General features: G+C 73.0%; 16 protein-coding genes. 10 read left to right on the top strand and 6 right to left on the bottom strand.

Annotated features, from left to right (window positions below):
* Positions 1-21: 21 nt before the first annotated feature.
* From zapE to ACWCQM_RS14380, 4 genes are all read left to right on the top strand, one after another.
* Positions 22-1,116, top strand: coding sequence for a cell division protein ZapE (gene zapE / locus ACWCQM_RS14395; RefSeq protein ID WP_450915606.1), 1,095 nt, complete (start codon positions 22-24; stop codon positions 1,114-1,116).
* An 81-nt stretch (positions 1,117-1,197) separates the two neighbouring features.
* Positions 1,198-1,623: an OsmC family protein gene (locus tag ACWCQM_RS14390; protein WP_450915605.1), complete on the top strand. Its 426-nt coding sequence runs from the start codon at positions 1,198-1,200 to the stop codon at positions 1,621-1,623.
* Between the two features lie 151 nt (positions 1,624-1,774).
* Positions 1,775-3,139, top strand: coding sequence for an alkaline phosphatase PhoX (locus ACWCQM_RS14385; protein WP_450915604.1), 1,365 nt, complete (start codon positions 1,775-1,777; stop codon positions 3,137-3,139).
* Between the two features lie 112 nt (positions 3,140-3,251).
* A complete protein-coding gene (locus tag ACWCQM_RS14380; RefSeq protein ID WP_450915866.1) occupies positions 3,252-4,145 on the top strand; it encodes a polysaccharide deacetylase family protein in 894 nt (297 codons plus the stop codon).
* 18 nt (positions 4,146-4,163) lie between these two features.
* Here ACWCQM_RS14380 and ACWCQM_RS14375 read toward each other — a convergent pair whose 3' ends face one another.
* From ACWCQM_RS14375 to ACWCQM_RS14365, 3 genes are read right to left on the bottom strand one after another with little or no spacing between them, the layout of a single operon-like run.
* A complete protein-coding gene (locus tag ACWCQM_RS14375) occupies positions 4,164-4,343 on the bottom strand; it encodes a hypothetical protein (protein ID WP_450915603.1) in 180 nt (59 codons plus the stop codon).
* A gap of 14 nt (positions 4,344-4,357) precedes the next feature.
* On the bottom strand, positions 4,358-6,094 hold the full coding sequence (locus ACWCQM_RS14370) for an ATP-binding cassette domain-containing protein (RefSeq protein WP_450915602.1): 1,737 nt from the start codon (positions 6,092-6,094) through the stop codon (positions 4,358-4,360).
* Positions 6,095-6,105: 11 nt separating this feature from the next.
* Positions 6,106-6,783, bottom strand: a complete 678-nt coding sequence (locus ACWCQM_RS14365; RefSeq protein WP_450915601.1) for an AIM24 family protein — start codon at positions 6,781-6,783, stop codon at positions 6,106-6,108.
* Between the two features lie 74 nt (positions 6,784-6,857).
* Here ACWCQM_RS14365 and ACWCQM_RS14360 point away from each other — a divergent pair, with 74 nt between their 5' ends.
* Both ACWCQM_RS14360 and ACWCQM_RS14355 read left to right on the top strand, forming a co-directional pair.
* Positions 6,858-7,622 carry a peptidyl-tRNA hydrolase gene (locus tag ACWCQM_RS14360; protein ID WP_450915600.1) on the top strand — a complete coding sequence of 255 codons (765 nt, stop codon included), beginning with the start codon at positions 6,858-6,860 and terminating at the stop codon, positions 7,620-7,622.
* Positions 7,623-7,797: 175 nt separating this feature from the next.
* Complete coding sequence (locus ACWCQM_RS14355; RefSeq protein WP_450915865.1) at positions 7,798-8,544, top strand: DUF4142 domain-containing protein; 747 nt, start codon at positions 7,798-7,800, stop codon at positions 8,542-8,544.
* A 7-nt stretch (positions 8,545-8,551) separates the two neighbouring features.
* On the opposite strand, the gene ACWCQM_RS14350 is transcribed toward ACWCQM_RS14355, so the two are convergent.
* Complete coding sequence (locus ACWCQM_RS14350; RefSeq protein WP_450915599.1) at positions 8,552-9,979, bottom strand: family 43 glycosylhydrolase; 1,428 nt, start codon at positions 9,977-9,979, stop codon at positions 8,552-8,554.
* A 263-nt stretch (positions 9,980-10,242) separates the two neighbouring features.
* Here ACWCQM_RS14350 and ACWCQM_RS14345 point away from each other — a divergent pair, with 263 nt between their 5' ends.
* From ACWCQM_RS14345 to ACWCQM_RS14335, 3 genes are all read left to right on the top strand, one after another.
* Positions 10,243-11,535 (top strand): DUF692 domain-containing protein, encoded by a 1,293-nt coding sequence (locus ACWCQM_RS14345; protein ID WP_450915598.1) that lies wholly within the window; start codon positions 10,243-10,245, stop codon positions 11,533-11,535.
* A 5-nt stretch (positions 11,536-11,540) separates the two neighbouring features.
* Complete coding sequence (locus ACWCQM_RS14340; RefSeq protein WP_450915597.1) at positions 11,541-12,581, top strand: TIGR04222 domain-containing membrane protein; 1,041 nt, start codon at positions 11,541-11,543, stop codon at positions 12,579-12,581.
* 132 nt (positions 12,582-12,713) lie between these two features.
* A complete protein-coding gene (locus tag ACWCQM_RS14335; protein WP_450915596.1) occupies positions 12,714-13,490 on the top strand; it encodes a TIGR04222 domain-containing membrane protein in 777 nt (258 codons plus the stop codon).
* Between the two features lie 340 nt (positions 13,491-13,830).
* Here ACWCQM_RS14335 and hemQ read toward each other — a convergent pair whose 3' ends face one another.
* Together hemQ and hemG are read right to left on the bottom strand one after the other, a co-directional pair.
* Entirely contained in the window at positions 13,831-14,544 is a 714-nt protein-coding gene (hemQ, locus tag ACWCQM_RS14330) for a hydrogen peroxide-dependent heme synthase (protein WP_450915595.1), read from the bottom strand.
* Positions 14,545-14,548: 4 nt separating this feature from the next.
* On the bottom strand, positions 14,549-16,036 hold the full coding sequence (hemG, locus tag ACWCQM_RS14325; protein WP_450915594.1) for a protoporphyrinogen oxidase: 1,488 nt from the start codon (positions 16,034-16,036) through the stop codon (positions 14,549-14,551).
* A 128-nt stretch (positions 16,037-16,164) separates the two neighbouring features.
* On the opposite strand from hemG, the gene ACWCQM_RS14320 reads away from it, so the two are divergent.
* Complete coding sequence (locus tag ACWCQM_RS14320) at positions 16,165-17,139, top strand: DUF4349 domain-containing protein (protein WP_450915593.1); 975 nt, start codon at positions 16,165-16,167, stop codon at positions 17,137-17,139.
* The last annotated feature ends 3 nt before the right edge of the window (positions 17,140-17,142 follow it).

The raw sequence follows: 17,142 nt of genomic DNA, 5'->3' as shown, positions 1-17,142 counted from the left end.
CGGCGCTTAAGGTGGAGAGTTGTGTCGTCCTCCACAGCCGTGCCGGGGCAGAGCCCCATAGCCGAAACGGCCCCGCAGTCCCTGTGCGCCCTCGAGCCGCGCGTCCCCGCCGACCGTCTGGTCGCGGAGATGGTGCCGCCGCCGCGTTTCGACTCGGTGCGCTTCGATACGTACGTCCCCGACCCGAACCAGCCGAGCCAGACCGACGCGGTCAAGGTGCTGAGCTCGTTCGCGGCCGGGCTCGGCGGGGCGCATGCCACGGGCTCGGGACGGCGCTCGTGGTTCGGGAGGAAGCAGCCGGCCGCACCCGCCGGCCCGCGCGGTGTCTACCTCGACGGCGGGTACGGCGTCGGCAAGACCCACCTCCTGGCCTCCCTCTGGCACGCCACCCCCGCCGATGCCTCGCTCAAGGCCTTCGGCACGTTCGTCGAGCTGACGAACCTGGTCGGCGCGCTCGGCTTCCAGCAGACCGTGAAGACCCTGAGCGGGCACCGGCTACTGTGCATCGACGAGTTCGAGCTGGACGACCCGGGCGACACCGTCCTGGTCTCGTCGCTGCTCAGCAGGCTCGTCGAGGCGGGCGTGGCGCTGGCCGCCACGTCGAACACACTGCCGGGCAAGCTCGGCGAGGGCCGCTTCGCCGCGGCCGACTTCCTCCGCGAGATCCAGGGGCTGTCCTCGCACTTCCGGCCGCTGCGCATCGACGGTGAGGACTACCGGCACCGCGGGCTGCCCGAGGCGCCTCCGCCGTACTCCGACGACCAGGTGACCCGGGCCGCGTACCGCACAGCCGGTTCCTCCCTCGACGACTTCCCGTCGCTGCTCGACCATCTCGCCCGGGTCCACCCGAGCCGGTACGGCGCGCTGACGGACGGGATCACGGCGGTCTGTCTCACCGATGTGCGTGCGGTGCCCGACCAGTCGACGGCGCTGCGCCTGGTGGTGCTCGCGGACCGGCTGTACGACCGTGAGATCCCCGTGCTCGCCTCCGGTCTCCCCTTCGACCGGCTGTTCAGCGACGAGATGCTGAACGGCGGGTACCGCAAGAAGTACTTCCGGGCCATCTCCCGGCTTACCGCACTGGCGCGTGACGCAAAGGGACTGGTGGCGCAGTAGGTTCGGGGTTGAGCGCGTGCGGGTGCCGTCCGGCGCCCGTGCGTCCCGCGCAACCGCGCACACCGTTCGAAGGGATCAAGCATGGCTACCACGCGTCAGGCGCACACGGTCTGGGAAGGCAACCTGACCGAGGGCAAGGGTGTCGTCACCCTCGACTCCTCGAAGGTCGGGGAGTTCCCCGTCTCCTGGCCCTCCCGCGCGGAGAAGGCGAACGGCAGGACCAGCCCGGAGGAGCTCATCGCCGCCGCGCACTCCAGCTGCTTCTCCATGGCGCTGTCCAACGGCCTGAACAGCGCGGGCACCCCGCCGACCAGGCTGAACACCCAGGCCGAGGTCACGTTCCAGCCCGGCACCGGCATCACCGGCATCCACCTCACCGTGGAGGGCGAGGTCCCGGGTCTGGACGAGGCGGGCTTCGTGAAGGCCGCCGAGGACGCCAAGGCGAACTGCCCGGTGAGCCAGGCGCTCACCGGCACCACGATCACGCTCAGCGCCTCGCTGGCCTGATCGTCCGGTCGCCCGGTCCCACACACGTCCCTGGGGCCTCGTCCGTCCCAGGGACACAGGGGGCACCGTGGCCCGCATGGTTCCCGCACGCCTCGACGCGTGGTACACACATGCGGGTCACTTCACCTGTCCGCCAACAGGGAGTTGCCTCATGACATCAGCACCTCGACGTCTCGCGACACGACGTCAGATCCTGGCCGGCAGCGCCGCTGTCGCCTTCTCCGGCGCCTTCACCGAACTCTTCGCCGGCACCGCCGTCGCCCGGGGCCACAGTGGCTACGGCCCCCTCCTCCCGGACCCCGACGGCCTGCTCGACCTGCCGAAAGGTTTCCGCTACCGGGTCCTCTCCCGGGAGGGCGACCCGCTCCGCTCCGGCGAGGGCACGGTCCCCAGCAACCACGACGGTATGGCCGCCTTCGCGGGCCGCAACGGCCGCGTCCACCTCGTGCGCAACCACGAGAACCGGGTGACGGGCAAGATCGGCGTCCCCACGGTCGAGGGCCTCACCTACGACCCGATGGGCAAGGGCGGCTGTACGGCCCTCGAACTCGACTCCCGGGGCGACGTCCGGGGCGAGCGCGTCGCCATCGCCGGTACGGCCGTCAACTGCGCGGGCGGGCCCACTCCTTGGAACACCTGGCTGACCTGCGAGGAGACCGAGGACAAGGCCGGCACCAACGGCTACGAGAAGGACCACGGCTTCATCTTCGAGGTGGACGGCGCCGATCCGCGCCGCACCGGAGCCGTCCCCCTGACCGCGATGGGCCGCTTCCAGCACGAGGCGATCGCCGTCGACCCGGAGAACGGCGTCGTGTACGAGACGGAGGACGCGTTCGACAGGCCCTTCGGGCTCTTCTACCGCTTCCTCCCCGAGAAGCCGCTCGGCGGGACGGGGTCGCTGCGGGCCGGCGGCACCCTGGAGGCCATGCGGGTGCCGGGGGTCCCCGACCTCTCCCTGATCCAGGAGACCGGCGCGAGCTTCGACCGGGTCGAGTGGGTCCCCGTACCCGACCCGCAGGCGGCCGTGACACCGATCAGGCTCCAGGACTTCGGGCCGAAGGGCGTCACGCACGCCCAGAAGCTGGAGGGCTGCTACTGGGGAGGCTCGTCCGTCTACTTCGTCTCCAGCTTCGCGCGGAGCGCGGAGGGATCGGCGGCCGACCACTTCGGCCAGGTCTGGCGGTACGAGCCGGCACTGCGCCGGCTCACCCTGGTGATCGTCTTCGGTCCGGACACCGACGTCCAGCTGCCGGGCGAGTCCCCGGACAACATCTGTCTCGCCTCCGGGGGCGGCCTGATGGTCTGCGAGGACGGCGGCGGCGCGCAGCACGTGCTGGGGGTGACGCGGCGCGGCGAGGTCTATCCGATGGCGCGCGGGCGGCAGAACATCGGGACGGCGGACGAACCGGAGTGGGGGGAGTTCGCCGGGGTCACGTTCTCGCCGGACGGCCGGACGATGTTCGTGAACTGCTACACACCGGGGACGACGTTCGCGGTGACGGGCCCCTGGCGCTGACCGGGACGGCAGACGGGTGATCCGGGCCGGCCGCGCGCCGGCCCGGAGTGCCGCGGGCGCAATCTGATCATCCTTCAGCTAGCGTCCTTCGGTGATCACATCCGTTCGTACGATGATCGTGCTGACTGCTCTCGGGGGAGCAGTCCTGAGCGGGGCGCTCACCGGGTGCGCCGACCCCGGGGCCACCCGGTCCCGGGCCGCCGTTCCCCCGGCGGCCTCTCCGGAAGCGCCGACCCGGCCCGCGCCGAAGCCCTCCTCCCCGTCACGGGCCCCGGAGAGCGAGCCGCCCGTGCTCGCTCCGGGACCCGCCGGCCTCACACCGGTCTTCGAACGCCGGGCGGAGGGAGCGGCCCCGGGCTCCCGGAGCGGGTCCGGGAAGGTCGTGGCGCTCACCTTCGACGCGGACATGACGGCGGATCAGGGCCCCCGGGCCGCGAACGGCGAACACTTCGACAACCCGGGGCTGATCGCGTCGCTGCGCGAGCTGAAGATCCCGTCGACGGTCTTCATGACGGGCCGCTGGGCGCAGGAGTACCCGGCTCAGGCCCGCTCGATCGGCACCGACCCCCTCTTCGAGATCGCCAACCACTCCTTCAGCCATTACGCCTTCTCCTCGCCCTGCTACGGCCTGCCGACCGTCGGACGGGCGGACATGCGGGGCGATGTGGACCGGGCCTTCGCCGCGATCAGGGAGACGGGGGCGCGCAATGTGGTGCCGTACTTCCGCTTCCCGGGCGGCTGCTACGACGACGCGGCGCTGAAGGCCCTGGCCCCCGCCGGGGTGACCGCCGTCCAGTGGGACGTGGTCAGCGGTGACGCCTTCGCGACGGACGCGGACGCGGTGGCCGAGCAGGTGCTGGACGGGGTGCGGCCCGGCTCCCTGGTCGTCATGCACTGCACCCGCAGCGCCGCGCCCGTCACCGAGGAGGCCGTACGCCGGATCGTGCCGGAGCTGCGCGAGCGAGGCTTCCGCTTCGTCAAGGTCTCCGAGCTGATGCGCGGCTGAGCGCCGGTGCCCGCACGGTCAGCCGGAACACGCGGTGCGCCCCGCCTCCTGCCACTCGCACACCGGGCAGAGGGTGCTGCCCTTCGTCGACTCCGGGTACTCGGTCGGCTTCCGGCACAGCACGCACTCGGCATACGGCGGACCGGCGTCCACCGGGGCGGGTGCGTGGGCGGGCGTCTCGCAGTAGGCGTCGTCCATGCGTACGAGCGTACTCACCCGCGCAGCGCGGCGATCCGCGATGTCAGGGCGGCCACGGCGACGGCGGCGACGGCGGCCACGAGCAACGGCAGCAGGGGCAGCGCCACCGTGCCGGTCGTCGAGCCCGTGACCAGGGCCGTCACCGCGTCCCTGGCCGGCGATCCCCTGCCCACGAGGACGAGCAGCACGGCGAGCAGGGTCGCCATGAGCGACCAGCCCCGCCGGTGCAGGACCGGGCGGGCACAGAGCGCCCCGGCTGCTGTTCCCACCAGGGCGCAGCAGGCGGCGGCGAGCAGCCCGGCGAGGGCGGCGGGCGGGAGCGGTACGGCGACGGTGTGGTCGGTGCTGACCGGTTCGCTGATCAGCAGCACGACCCCGGTGCCCGCGACGCCCACGGCGAGCGCGCAGCCCAGGGCGGTCAGCAGCGAGGCCCGGTGGGCGCGGGCCGGTCCGCCGGCGGCGGCGGTGACGGCCCGTGCGGCGCGCGGCTCCTGGGTGACGCAGAGCCCGGTGAACCATGCGGCGACGGGGACCAGCGCGGCGGCGGCGTAACCGAGCGAGTCCAGCACGGGCTGCCCCGCCCGTACGCCGATGCCGAGCACGGCGGCGTAGAGCAGGAGCGGCGCGAGCCAGCGCTGCGACCGGGCCAGCATCGCGGTCTGGTAGCGCACGGTCGCGCCGGTGACGCGCAGCGCGGTACGGGGTGCGGGGGCGGGCCGGGACGGGGGCTCGGGGGCCGGGCGGGGCCAACGGTGGGCGCGGGGCGCGGGTGTGGCAGCCGGTCCCGCAGAGGCAGCCGGTGCGGGTGTGACAGTCGGTCCCGCAGAGACGGTCGGTGCGGGTGCGGCGGCTGGTGCGGGCTGTTGCGCGTTCTGGGCCGGGCTCTCCTCCTGGTCCATGGCCGCCGCCTTCTCCGAGGCGTGGGACCGGGCCGGTTCCGGGAGTCGCGTGACCCGCGTGATGTGCCAGGGCGGGTCGGCCGTGAGCAGGGCGTGCAGCAGGCGGTCCGAGTGCGCGGTGGTCGTGGTGACGCGGACCGAGGAAGGGTTCCCGGCGTCCCGGTCGACAGTAAGGGCTCCGGGCAGTCCGGCCGGGAGGGGGGCCGACGCCCGGCCCGTCGCCTCGATCCGGACGCTCGGGCCGAAGTGGTGCGGCGCCGTGCCGACCGGAGCGAGCGTCAGCCCCTCCAGCCGGTACGCGACGGCCGATCCGGCCAGCCGTCGCGGATCGTGGTCGACGAACACCACCGTGGCACCCTCGGCGACCCGCTCGGTGACGGCCCGGTCCAGCTCCTCGCGCGCCCCGGCGTCCAGGCCGGTCCACGCCTCGTCCAGGACGAGCAGATCCGGGCCCGCCAGGAGCGCCTGGGCGACGGCAACCTTCTGGCTGGTGCCCTTGGAGAGTTCCGCCAGGGGCGTGCGGGCGTGCCCGGCCGCCCCGAACCGCGTGAGCCACTCCTCGGCCCGGCCCGCGGCCTCCGCTGCGCCGAGGCCGTGGATCCGGCCCATGTGGACGAGGTATCCGGCGGCCGTGAACGGCAGCGCCGGCGGGAAGCGCTCGGGGACGTACGCCGTGCGCGGCCGGCCCGTGATCCGGCCCTCGGTGGGCGCGTCGATCCCGGCGAGCAGCCGCAGAAGGGTCGACTTGCCCGAGCCGTTGGCGCCCTCGACCCGGACCAGGGTGTGCGCGGGCAGCTCCAGGCCGACGCCGCGCAGCACCCAGGGTCCGCGCAGGCTGTGGCGTCGGCCCACGTCCCGCAGGATCAATGGGCCGATGCCTTCTCCTGCTTGAGTTCGCTGGGGCGTACGATCACGAACCCCTCGCCCTGGAGCATCAGCTGCACCGCCTCGCCGGAGCCGCCGCGCACCATCGAGCCGAAGCTCTGCGAGCGGTGCAGGGAGGTGGAGAGCTGGGCGCTCCAGCCGACGACCGCGTCCGTGTCCACGTACACCGGCTGCTGTGCGGTGACGGGGATCACTATGGGGTGGCCGTCGCAGATCAGACCGAGCTTCCCGTATCCGCTGAAGACGCTGTTGAAGAGGCCGCCGCCGGTCATTCCGGCGCCCTTCACGGTCTTGATCTCGTAGGACAGGCTCGCGTCGAAACAGAGGACGTTGCGGCCGTTGATGGTCAGGACGTCGCCCTGTTCCATGTCCACGATGAAGCAGCTGGCCGCCTCGTGCGCGAACCACGCCTCGCCCTGGCCGGTGACCGACATCAGGGCGAGCCCTTCCCCGGTCACGGCGCGCTTGAGCATCCCGCCTATGCCCTGGCCCTTGCGCTCGAACTGGAGGTTGCCCCGGAAGGCGATCATCGATCCCTGACGTGCGTACATCTCGCCGTTGACGGCGTATTTGATCGATTTGGCGTTCTGCAGGGTCATGCCGGGGGCGGTGGCCTGCTGGGCCATGTGCTCGCTGGAAAAGAGGTCGCTCTTCATGCGGTGCATCCTCACCCGGAGCGTGGTCCTCCGCCAAGAACGGGTTGTCACAGGGGCCTGGCAGACTGGAGTGCGTGAGCAGCGACAGCATTCCCGAGCCCGTCCCCGCAGCGTCCGGGGCCCCCGCCGACAGCCCGTTCCGCACGGAGCCGACGGCGCGTGACGAGGCCCCCCAGTTCGTGCTGCCGCTGGTGGTGCACCTGGAGAAGACGGACCCCCCGGCGCGCAACGACGCCCTGGTGACGGCTGCCCGCGCGGTGCTCACGATCCTCTCGGACCCCCGCTCGCTCGGTGAGGACGAGGGTGTGGGCGAGGGCGAGTGGGCCCAGGCCATGCGCGACTGGCAGGACGCCAGGATCCGCAAGGTGGTGCGGCGGGCGCGCGGCGCGGAGTGGCGCAAGGCGTCCACGCTGCCCGGGATCACGGTGACCGGCGAGCACGCGGAGGTCCGGGTCTATCCGCCGGTGCCGCTGGACGGCTGGCCCAAGGAGCTGGCCAAGCTCCAGGTCTCGGGCACGGACCTGACCGACCCCGAGCCTCCGGCCGCGCCCGACACGGCGGGTCCCGTGCTCTGGCTGAATCCTGAGGTCACCATGTCGGCGGGCAAGACGATGGCGCAGGCGGGACACGGCGCGCAGCTCGCCTGGTGGGAGCTGTCGGAGACGGAGCGCAAGGCGTGGCGCGAGGCGGGCTTCCCGCTCTCCGTGGCCACCCCCGACGCCGCCCGCTGGAGCGAGCTCACCGCGAGCGGGCTCCCGGTGGTGCGTGACGCCGGATTCACCGAGGTCGCACCGGGCTCGTGCACGGTCGTCGCGGACCACCCGGCACTGCGCCGCTGAACAGCCGGGCAGTCGAGCCGCCCGGCGGAAGACCGAGGCCCGTCGGCTGAACATCCCTGCGCGGAAATACGTATCTCCCCGTACTGCCGCATCGGCATTACCGCCAAGTAGGTTGATCGACGCCTCGGTTGGCGGTTGGTTCGAGCTGTCACACAACGGCCCGGGAGACATCTTGCTGCGACGCATCAACGGAACGGCCCTCATCATCGCCGCGCTGGTCGCCACGCTGGGCGCGCTCGCCTTCCCCGTGTGGTCGTACGCCGACCGCTCGGGCACGGGCGAGGCCAATCTGAACGCGTCCAGCGTCGCGACCCAGTGGGGCCCGCTCTCCGCGACCGACCGGGACTTCCTGGTCAAGGTGCGGCTCGCCGGGCTGTGGGAGCTCCCGGCGGGGCAGCAGGCGATCGAGCGCGCGCCGAGCGAGGCGGTGAGGCTCGCGGGCGACCATCTGGTCGTCGGCCACACCGACCTGGACCGGCGGGCCCGCGATGTGGCCGCCAAGCTCGGGGTGGAGCTCCCGAACCAGCCGACGGAGCAGCAGCAGGGCTGGCTCGGGGAGCTCACCGCCGCCAGTGGCGAGGAGTACCAGCAGAAGTTCGCCAACCTCCTGCGGGCCGCGCACGGCAAGGTGTTCGCCCTGGTCGCGCAGGTCCGGCACACCACACGCAACTCGCTGATCCGGCAGCTGGCCACCGATGCGAATCAGACGGTGCTCGACCACATCACCATGCTGGAGCGCACCGGCTTCGTCGACTTCGACGGTCTCGCACGCGATGCCGCCGGTGCGTCGACCGCCAGCCCGTCGGGGCCGCCCGTGTCCTCGGGCGGTGGCGTTCCGCAGGTCCCGGTGCCGGTGACACCGAGCGGCGACCAGTCGTTCACGTCCCGCCCGGTGCCGCCGACGATGGCACCGCTGCCCTGAGTGCGTATCAGTCGCGGTCCCGGCGCCGGACGTACAGGCGGTTCCCCTCGGGGCCCGTCCACTCCACCCGCACGACGCCGGGCACCGCGGAGTCGGCGAGGCGTGCGGGGTTGGACCAGTGGCCGAAGTTCGGGTTGCGGAAGAACGTCGCCCACAGGCCGCCGTCGGCGTCCTCGAAGAGGTTGTTGTGGCCCGCGCCGACACCGACGGTCCAGCGCTCGGAGTACGGGCCCTCGAAGCTGTCCGAGACGGCGGCGACCGCGTCGTACTGGTACTGCACACGGCCGGTGCCCGCCGGGACATAGGCGTGGCGCGGGGTTCCGTCGGCGTCGACCGACGTGCGGTCCCAGGCGGCGTGCAGGAGGAAGTACTTCCCGCCGTACTTGAACACGTACGCGCCTTCGAGGTACGGCTCGGGCGCGTAGGGGGTCTGCCGGAACACGGGGAGATCCGTCGTGGTGACGATGTCCTCCATGTCGTCGCGGAACTTCGCGTACAGGTTGTTGTGCAGCACGAGCCACGCGTCGTCGTCCTCCGTGTAGAGGCCGCCGTCGATGTGGTGGTAGGCGCCCGGCTCGATGAAGGACGGGCCCCCGATGAAGGAATCGCCGAAGGGCTTCTCCAGGTTGCCCTCGACGAGCCTGTACGGGCCCTCGACCCCGCCCTCACTCACCAGCATGAAGGAGCCCACCTTCGCGGAGTGGTCCCCCATGCAGGCGACGAGGTACCACTTTCCCCGGAAGAGGTGCAGTTCCGGGGCCCACGCCTGGCCGCGCTTGCCGAACCGCTCGTCGTACCAGTACTCCTGCCAGGGGGCGACGACCGTGCGGCCCGGCCTGTTCTCGTCGGTGAACTCGGGCGACCACACCTTGCCCTTCTCCGCGCCCGGCCTGATTCCGGTCGTGTCGGCCAGCTTCCATGGCCCCTCGATGGAGCGGGCCGTCCAGACGAAGATGCCGTCGTTCCACGGACCGGCCGCTTCGAGCCCGGGCACCCGGGTGGTGCCCGTGGCCACGTAGAGCGGACGCCCGTCCACGACGAAGCAGTTGACGTACGTGTCCCGCATCCACACCACTCCGCGCTCCCTGTCACGGGGGCGCAGCTCCAGCGGGAGCACGAAGGAGTTGTCCTCGCGGGGCCACAGGTCCTGCCGGGCGTCGGCCACACCGTAGGGCGCGGGATCGGGCCAGTTCTGGGGGTACCGCCGCTTCGCCCGGGCGGAGGCCGGCGCCGCGGCGGCCGGTGCGGTACCCGGCGGGACGGCCGGTGCGGCCGACGCCTGCGCGCCCGGAACGGCGAGGGCGGGCAGGGCCGCCGCTCCGGCCACGCCTGCGGCGCGGGCCAGCAGGGACCGCCGGCCGAGGTGCTGGGGGTGTTCGGTGCTGTTCGTCGCGCCCCGCTCGGCTCGTGCCGTGGGGCCGTCCTTGGATGGCATGCCGGTCAGCATGGGAACGGCTGTTGATCTCCGTCAACGGACCAAGGATTTAATCCGGAGTGTCCGGCTCGTCGATATATCTTCCCGGCACCGCGTTTCCGCAGGTCGGCGCGGTGACCGCACCTCGGCCCCGGATATCACGATCGGATAACGGGGGCCTTTGAGCGCGTCGGGAACCTCAAATTCAGCTCTGAACGTCCCCCCTTTCGGATTCGCCGCCGCGCGGCGGGGCCATGACCCCTGCACGAGGGGGAGGAGACACCATGAAGCTGGGAATCGGGATCGGCTGGCGGCCGGAGATCGCGGACGCCGTCGAGGCCCTGCCGGGGATCGACTGGGTCGAGGCGGTGGCGGAGAACATCTGCGCGGACCATCTCCCCGCGCCCCTCGAACGCCTCCGGGAGCGCGGCGTGACCGTCGTCCCGCACGGCGTCTCGCTGGGGCTGGGCGGCGCCGACCGCCCCGACCCCGGCCGCCTTGCCGGGCTCGCCGCGCGGGCCGCCCTGCTGGGCGCACCGCTGGTGACGGAGCACATCGCCTTCGTACGGGCCGGAGGGCCGGCCATCGGCTCGCCCGTACTGGAGGCGGGCCATCTGCTGCCGGTACCCCGGACCTGGGACGCGCTGGAGGTGCTCTGCGAGAACGTGCGGATCGCGCAGGACTCGCTGCCCGTGCCGCTGGCCCTGGAGAACATCGCCGCGCTGATCTCCTGGCCCGGCGAGGAGCTGACCGAGGGCCAGTTCCTGGCGGAGCTGGTCGAGCGCACCGGCGTACGCCTGCTGATCGACGTCGCCAATCTGCACACCAACCACGTCAACCGCGGCGAGGACCCCGCGACCGCGCTCGACGAACTGCCGGTGGAGGCCATCGCGTACGTCCATGTGGCGGGCGGCGTCGAGAAGGACGGCGTCTGGCACGACACGCACGCCCATCCCGTCACGCGTCCCGTCCTGGACGTGCTGAGCGAGCTGCGCTCCCGCGTCGACCCGCCCGGGGTCCTGCTGGAGCGCGACGACGACTTCCCGCCGGCCGCCGAGCTGGCAGGTGAACTGACGGCGATCCGCGCCACGCTGGACGCGGCGGTCTCCGCCCCGGCGGCCGGCCGGTCGCGCCCCGCGCCGCCCGAGGAGCCCGCGGGCCGCGCGGCGGGGGCCCGTGACCGGGCCGCCCTGGCGCAGACCGCGCTGCTCTCCTCGCTCGTGGCGGGGACGCCTGTCCCGGACGGCTTCGACCGCCGCCGCCTCGGGGTGCAGAGCCGCGCCCTGGCCGCGAAGCGTGCCGATGTCGTGGCCAGGGTGGCACCCGAGCTGCCCGGGATCATCGGCTCGGAATACCGGCGGGAGTTCCTCGCGTACGCCAGGAACCGGCCGATGTCCGCCGGTTACCGCCGCGACGCCCTCGACTTCGCCGAGCACCTGCTGATCGGCGGCCGACCGGCCGACGAAGCCGCCCGGCGCCGGCTGACCCGCTGGTGGCAGGAGCGCGCCGCACCGCGCCCGCCGCGCCGGAGCTCCCGCCTGGTCCACGCCGCCCGTACCGCCCTCCTGGGAAGGTGACCCCGATGAACACGCTCGCCGTCCTGCTGAACCTCGCCGTGGCGGTCTCCTCGACGCTCCTGCTCCTCGCCGTCCGCAGGGCCGGCCGGCCCTCGGGCGAGGGCCACCGGGTGCACGACCGCGCCGAGGCCGCCTTCCTCGCCGGAGGCCCGGCCAGGGTCGTCGACAGCACGCTCACGGCCATGCACATGGACGGCCGCCTGGCCGTCGGAGGGCCGGGGATCGTCGCCGTGTACAGGGAGGAGGCCCGTGACCCGGTGGAGCGCGCCGTCCTCCAGGAGCTGGCCGCCGCCCCGAGCGGGGCCCTGCACACGCTGCGCCTGGCCGTGATGCGGCATCAGGCGGTGCAGGAGATCGGCGACGGGCTCGCGGCCCGCGGGCTGCTGGTCGCACCGGACGAGAGCCGGGACAGGCGCCGGTGGGCGATGACCCAGGGGGTCACCTGCACGGTGCTCCTCCCCGTCGCCCTGGTCATCACCGTGGTGCAGTCCGTCTCGCACGCGGGTTTCGGGGACATACCGTTCCCGTTCGTCGTCAAGGTGCTGCCCGCGATCATCGCCGGGAGCATCATCGGATTCTTCGCGGCGGCGGCGACCCTGCGGCGGATCACACAGGCAGGGCGCAGCGCCCTGGACGCCTTCCGGAACGACAACGCCCAAGTGACCGACCCCGCCCACCTGGTGGCCGTCCAAGGGCTGCGCGCGCTCCCGGACCCCGAGCTCCAGGGACAGTTGACGGCCGCCGCCAGGCAGCGGGCCGGCCGGAGCACCTCGTCGTCCGCCCCGTACACGACGGGCGCCACGGCCACCGCGTTCGTGCCGGTGTGGTGCGCCGGGGTGAGCCCGGGCGGCGGAAGCTGCGGGAGTTCGAGCGGCGGGGGCGGCGACTCGTGCGGCTCCCGGTCCTCCTGCGGCTCGGGGTCGAGCTGTGGCAGCAGCGGATCGAGTTGCGGCAGCAGCAGCAGCGGGTCCAGTTGCAGCAGCGGGTCCAGCTGCGGCGGCGGTTCCAGCTGCGGCGGCGGTTCCAGCTGCGGCAGCAGTTCCTGAGTCCCGGGGCCGCTCAGGACAGCGGTCGGCAGGCGTATGGATTCGGCCACCGATGACCGCCTGTGACCGAGATGCGTCCATATCGTGAACAGGGCATGGCGCTCCCCCACCGGCGTCGCATAGAACACGGCCATGCTCTGGGTCTTGCTTCTTCTGGTCGCGTGGGGCGCGGCCGCCATCTCCTGCATCCGGCTCTGCCTCGTCACCGCGGGCGCCGCCGTGCGGCCCCCCGATGCCGCGCGGGCGCCCGCCTCCCATGAACTCAACCTGTACGAGACGGCGTTCCTGGCCGGCGGCCCGCACCGGGTCGCCGACCTGGCCCTGGTCTCCATGCACCTGCGGCGCAGGCTGCTGCTCGCGCACACCGGCTGGGCGACGGTCGTCGACCCGGAGGGCAGGGACGAGGTGGAACGCACGGTGATCCGCGCGATCGGCCCCGAGGGGCAGTCGCGGATAGCGCCGATACGGGCCGCCGCCGCGGCGGCCGACGCCGTACGCTCCCTCGCCGACCGCCTCGTGGCCGCGGGTCTCGCCGTGCCGCACGGCACCCGGACGAACCTGGAATCGGCCGTTCGCGCCGTGCGGGGCGCGGCCGTTCTGGTGGTCGTCCTGGCGGTGCTCGCCATGCTGATGCCGGGTCAGGAGACGGGTTACGCGGGCCCGGTCGCCGCCTGGTTCGGGCTGCCGCTGGTGCTGACGCTGGGCTGCCTCGCCATCGCGCGGGTGGAGAACCATCCGTACAGCCCGTGGGCCTCCCCGTCCGGGCAGCGCTGGCTCGACTCCCTGCCCGCCCCGGAGCGCGGCGCGGACCGCGACCTGCTGGCGGCGGTGGCGGTGCGGGGCGTGGGCGCCGTGGAGGACCCGGCACTGCGGGCCGCCCTGCTGAGCGGGGCCCGTACCGGCGGCTGACACCCCGGGCCGCGGCGGGACGCGCGGCGGGACCGGACACACCGGCGGAACACGAACAGGCGGCACACGGACGGGCCGTACGCCACAAGGGCCGCCCGACGGGGGCGGCCCTTGTGGCGTTCTATCCAGTTGTGCGGCGCGGGGCACACCGGCCGGACACGGCGAGAAGCGGCGGTCCGCGGAGAGGAATGGCTGACTCCCCCGCGGGCCGCGACGGTTCGCCGGCCGTCGGCCGATGTGCACCCCGCACCTGACCCGGTGTCGCTGGAACGACGGGCGGCGTCACACGCGCCGTTGCCCGCCAACTGATCTTCCGGGTCGGGATGACCGGAAACGCTGGCTATGCGAGTCCGGCCACCAAGTCTGCGAGGGACTTCCTGCGCCCCGTGTAGAACGGGACCTCCTCGCGCACGTGCAGCCGCGCCTCGGACGCCCGCAGGTGACGCATCAGGTCGACGATGCGGTACAGCTCGTCCGCCTCGAACGCGAGGATCCACTCGTAGTCGCCGAGCGAGAAGGAGGCGACGGTGTTGGCGCGCACGTCGGGGTAGCCGCGGGCCATCTTGCCGTGGTCCGCGAGCATGCGGCGGCGGTCCTCGTCCGGCAGGAGGTACCAGTCGTAGCTGCGCACGAAGGGGTACACGCTGATGTAGTCGCGCGGCGTCTCGTCGGCCAGGAAGGCCGGCACGTGCGACTTGTTGAACTCGGCGGGCCGGTGCAGCGCCATGTTCGACCAGACCGGCTCCAGGGCGCGGCCCAGCTTGGTGCGCCGGAAGAGGTTGTATGCCTCCTGGAGCTCGTCGGAGGTCTCCGCGTGCCACCAGATCATCAGATCGGCGTCGGCCCGCAGACCGGACACGTCGTAGGTGCCCCGGACCGTGACGTCCTTGGCCGCGAGCTGGTCGAACAGCTCCTGGACCTCGTCGGCGTAACCGGCGCGGTCGACGGGAAGGACGTCCTTCAGCCTGAAGACGGACCACAGGGTGTAGCGGATGACCTCGTTGAGGTCCTTGGCCTTCTTGCCTGCGTTCGGAAGCTTTTCTGGCGCACTCATACGGCTATTGTCCCGCCTCGCTCCCGGTGCCCCGAACCCGGGTCGGCGTGTTGTCGATCTCCCCCGTGCCCGCCCCCGCCAGGCCTGCCACGATCTCGTCCGCCGCCCGGTGGGCGCTCGCGACGCAGCCGGGGATTCCGACCCCGTCGTACACCGCTCCGCAGACCCTCAGACCCGGCAGCTTGGCGACCTCGTCACGGATGCGGGCGACCCTGCCGAGATGGCCCACGGGGTACTGGGGCAGCCCGCCGATCCAGCGCGTGACCTCGGTGTCCACGGGCTCGGCCCTCAGCCCCGTCGCGGCGGTGAGGTCCCCCAGGGACGCGGCGACGAGCTCGGAGTCCTCGCGGTGCAGGTGCTCCTCCTCGCCGTAGCGGCCGACGGACGTGCGCAGCACGAAGAGGTCCAGGGCGGCGTCGGCGACCCACTGCCACTTGTTGCTGGAGAAGGTGGCGGCCTTGATCGTGCGCCCGTCGACCGGCGGTACGAGGAATCCGGAGCGGCCCCCGAGCGCTTCGGTCCCCTCGACGGCCGAGCGCCGGAAGGCCATGGTGACCAGGGCCATCGAGGCGTACTCGACGGAGGCCAGCTCGACGGAGGCGGCCGGGCACTCGGCGGCGAGCAGCGTGGAGGCGGACCAGGCGGGCGTGGCCAGGACGACGGCGTCGGCGGCGATCACCCGGGTGTCGGTGCGCACGTCCCAGCCCTCGGCGGAGCGGGTCAGGCCGAGCACCGGGGTCTCGGTGAGGATCTCCCCGCCCCCCGCCCGTACGGCGTCGGCGACCGCGCCGGGCAGGGTGCCGATGCCCCCCTCGATGCCCTGGAAGACCGGTCCGGTCTGCTGCCGGGCGGCGGCCCGCTCCTGGATGCGGCGTACGCCGTCGAGGAGCGGGCCGCCCTCCTTCACGGCCTCGAAGAGCTGCGGCACGGCGGCGCGCATCGAGATCCGGTAGGCGTCGCCCGCGTACACCCCGCCGAGCAGCGGCTCCACGAGCCGGTCGACGACCTCGCGGCCGAGCCGGTCGGCGACGTAACTGCCGACCGAGACGTCGTCGCCGACGGCGGTCGGGGTGAGGTCGCGCTCCTCGGCGATCCTGGCCAGCCCCTCGGCGGAGAGGACCCCGCTGAGGGCCTCCGGGTCGCCGGGCACGCCCATCACATGGCCCTTGGGCATGGGGCGCAGGGCGTCGCGGGTCCAGACCGACGCGGTGGCGGTGGCGGGCGGCTGGAGCCGGTCGCCGAGCCCCACGTCGGTGGCCAGCCCGACCGCTTCGGGCCGCCGCGCGAGCATCGACTCGGCGCCGAGGTCGACCCGGGTGCCCGCGATCTCACCGGTCATCAGCTTGCCGCCGAGCCGCTCGGTCGCCTCCAGGACCGTGACCCGGAGCCCCGAGGCCAACAGCCGGTGGGCGGCGGCGAGTCCGGCGATGCCACCGCCGATGACGACGGCATGGCCCGTACGTGTGGTGTCGCGCTGAAGAGGACGCTGCATGGGTCCACTCTCTCAAACCCGGACCGAGTCCCGAACGTGACCACTTCGAAACCGCTGGCAGGCAACCCGCGCAGGGGCACCGCACGTCGAACCGGCACCATCGACAACGGCCCTTGGGGGGACGCGCAATGCGATACGAACGCCACACGGACAGTCATCCACCCGCCCGCTCCGGTCCGCGCCGCCCGCGTGCGCTCGCGGCCGCCGCACTGCTCGTGGCGCTCCTCGCCACCGGTGCGTGCGGAGCGAACTCGGAGAGCGCTTCGGACGGGGCGAAAGCCGCGTCCGACAGCAAGGCCGCGGCCGGCTCGGAGGGGGTCGGTGAACAGGCAGGGGGCAAAAGGGACGACGGCGCCTCGGCGGCGCCCGAGCCGGGCTCCGAGGTCGCGGTCCATGTCATCCGGACGGCCACGCTCACCGTCGAGGTGAAGAGCGTGCCGAAGGCGGTCGCCGCCGCCCGGGCGGCGGCGGAGGGCGCCGGGGGGCTCGTCGCGGACGAGACGACCGAGCGGCTCGACGACACCCACGAGGTGTCCACCCTCGTGCTGCGCGTGCCCCAGGCGAGCTACGACGAGGTGCTGCGCGGCCTCGCGGGGTCGGGGAAGCTGCTCTCCCGCACGTCGAACGCCAAGGACGTCACGGGAGAGGTCGTCGACGTCGACAGCCGGATCGCCACCCAGCGCGCGAGCGTCACCCGGGTCCGGGACCTGATGGACAAGGCCGGGAAGCTCACCGATGTGGTGGCGCTGGAAGGCGAACTGAGCAGCCGGCAGGCCGACCTGGAGTCCCTGCTCGCCCAGCAGGCGTCGCTGAAGGACCGCACCTCGCTGGCGACGATCACCCTCGACCTCAGCGAACCGTACGAGGAGGACGAGGACGCGTCGGACGAGGACCCGGGCTTCCTGGACGCGCTGGCGGGCGGCTGGGACGCCTTCGTGACGACGCTGCGGTGGATCGCGGTGGCGGTCGGTGCCGCGGCACCGTTCCTGGCCGCGCTGGCGGTGCTCGTGGTCCTGTGGCGTCTGCTGCGCGGCAGGCTGCCACGGCGCCGCAGGGCACCCCAGGAGCCGTCCGGGGCCCCGGAGGCCCCGTCGGCCCCGTAGTCG

The organism is Streptomyces sp. NPDC002125 (assembly GCF_053593715.1).
The sequence above is the reverse complement of the archived record's forward strand: the minus strand, read 5'-3'. Positions and strand labels throughout refer to the sequence as shown.

Coding starts and splice junctions, on each gene's coding strand:
- ACWCQM_RS14390 (WP_450915605.1), top strand. CDS start 1,198: ATGGCTACCACGCGTCAGGCGCACACGGTCTGGGAAGGCAACCTGACC.
- ACWCQM_RS14385 (WP_450915604.1), top strand. CDS start 1,775: ATGACATCAGCACCTCGACGTCTCGCGACACGACGTCAGATCCTGGCC.
- ACWCQM_RS14380 (WP_450915866.1), top strand. CDS start 3,252: ATGATCGTGCTGACTGCTCTCGGGGGAGCAGTCCTGAGCGGGGCGCTC.
- ACWCQM_RS14375 (WP_450915603.1), bottom strand. CDS start 4,343: ATGGACGACGCCTACTGCGAGACGCCCGCCCACGCACCCGCCCCGGTG.
- ACWCQM_RS14365 (WP_450915601.1), bottom strand. CDS start 6,783: ATGAAGAGCGACCTCTTTTCCAGCGAGCACATGGCCCAGCAGGCCACC.
- ACWCQM_RS14350 (WP_450915599.1), bottom strand. CDS start 9,979: ATGCCATCCAAGGACGGCCCCACGGCACGAGCCGAGCGGGGCGCGACG.
- ACWCQM_RS14345 (WP_450915598.1), top strand. CDS start 10,243: ATGAAGCTGGGAATCGGGATCGGCTGGCGGCCGGAGATCGCGGACGCC.
- ACWCQM_RS14340 (WP_450915597.1), top strand. CDS start 11,541: ATGAACACGCTCGCCGTCCTGCTGAACCTCGCCGTGGCGGTCTCCTCG.
- ACWCQM_RS14335 (WP_450915596.1), top strand. CDS start 12,714: ATGCTCTGGGTCTTGCTTCTTCTGGTCGCGTGGGGCGCGGCCGCCATC.
- hemQ (WP_450915595.1), bottom strand. CDS start 14,544: ATGAGTGCGCCAGAAAAGCTTCCGAACGCAGGCAAGAAGGCCAAGGAC.
- hemG (WP_450915594.1), bottom strand. CDS start 16,036: ATGCAGCGTCCTCTTCAGCGCGACACCACACGTACGGGCCATGCCGTC.
- ACWCQM_RS14320 (WP_450915593.1), top strand. CDS start 16,165: ATGCGATACGAACGCCACACGGACAGTCATCCACCCGCCCGCTCCGGT.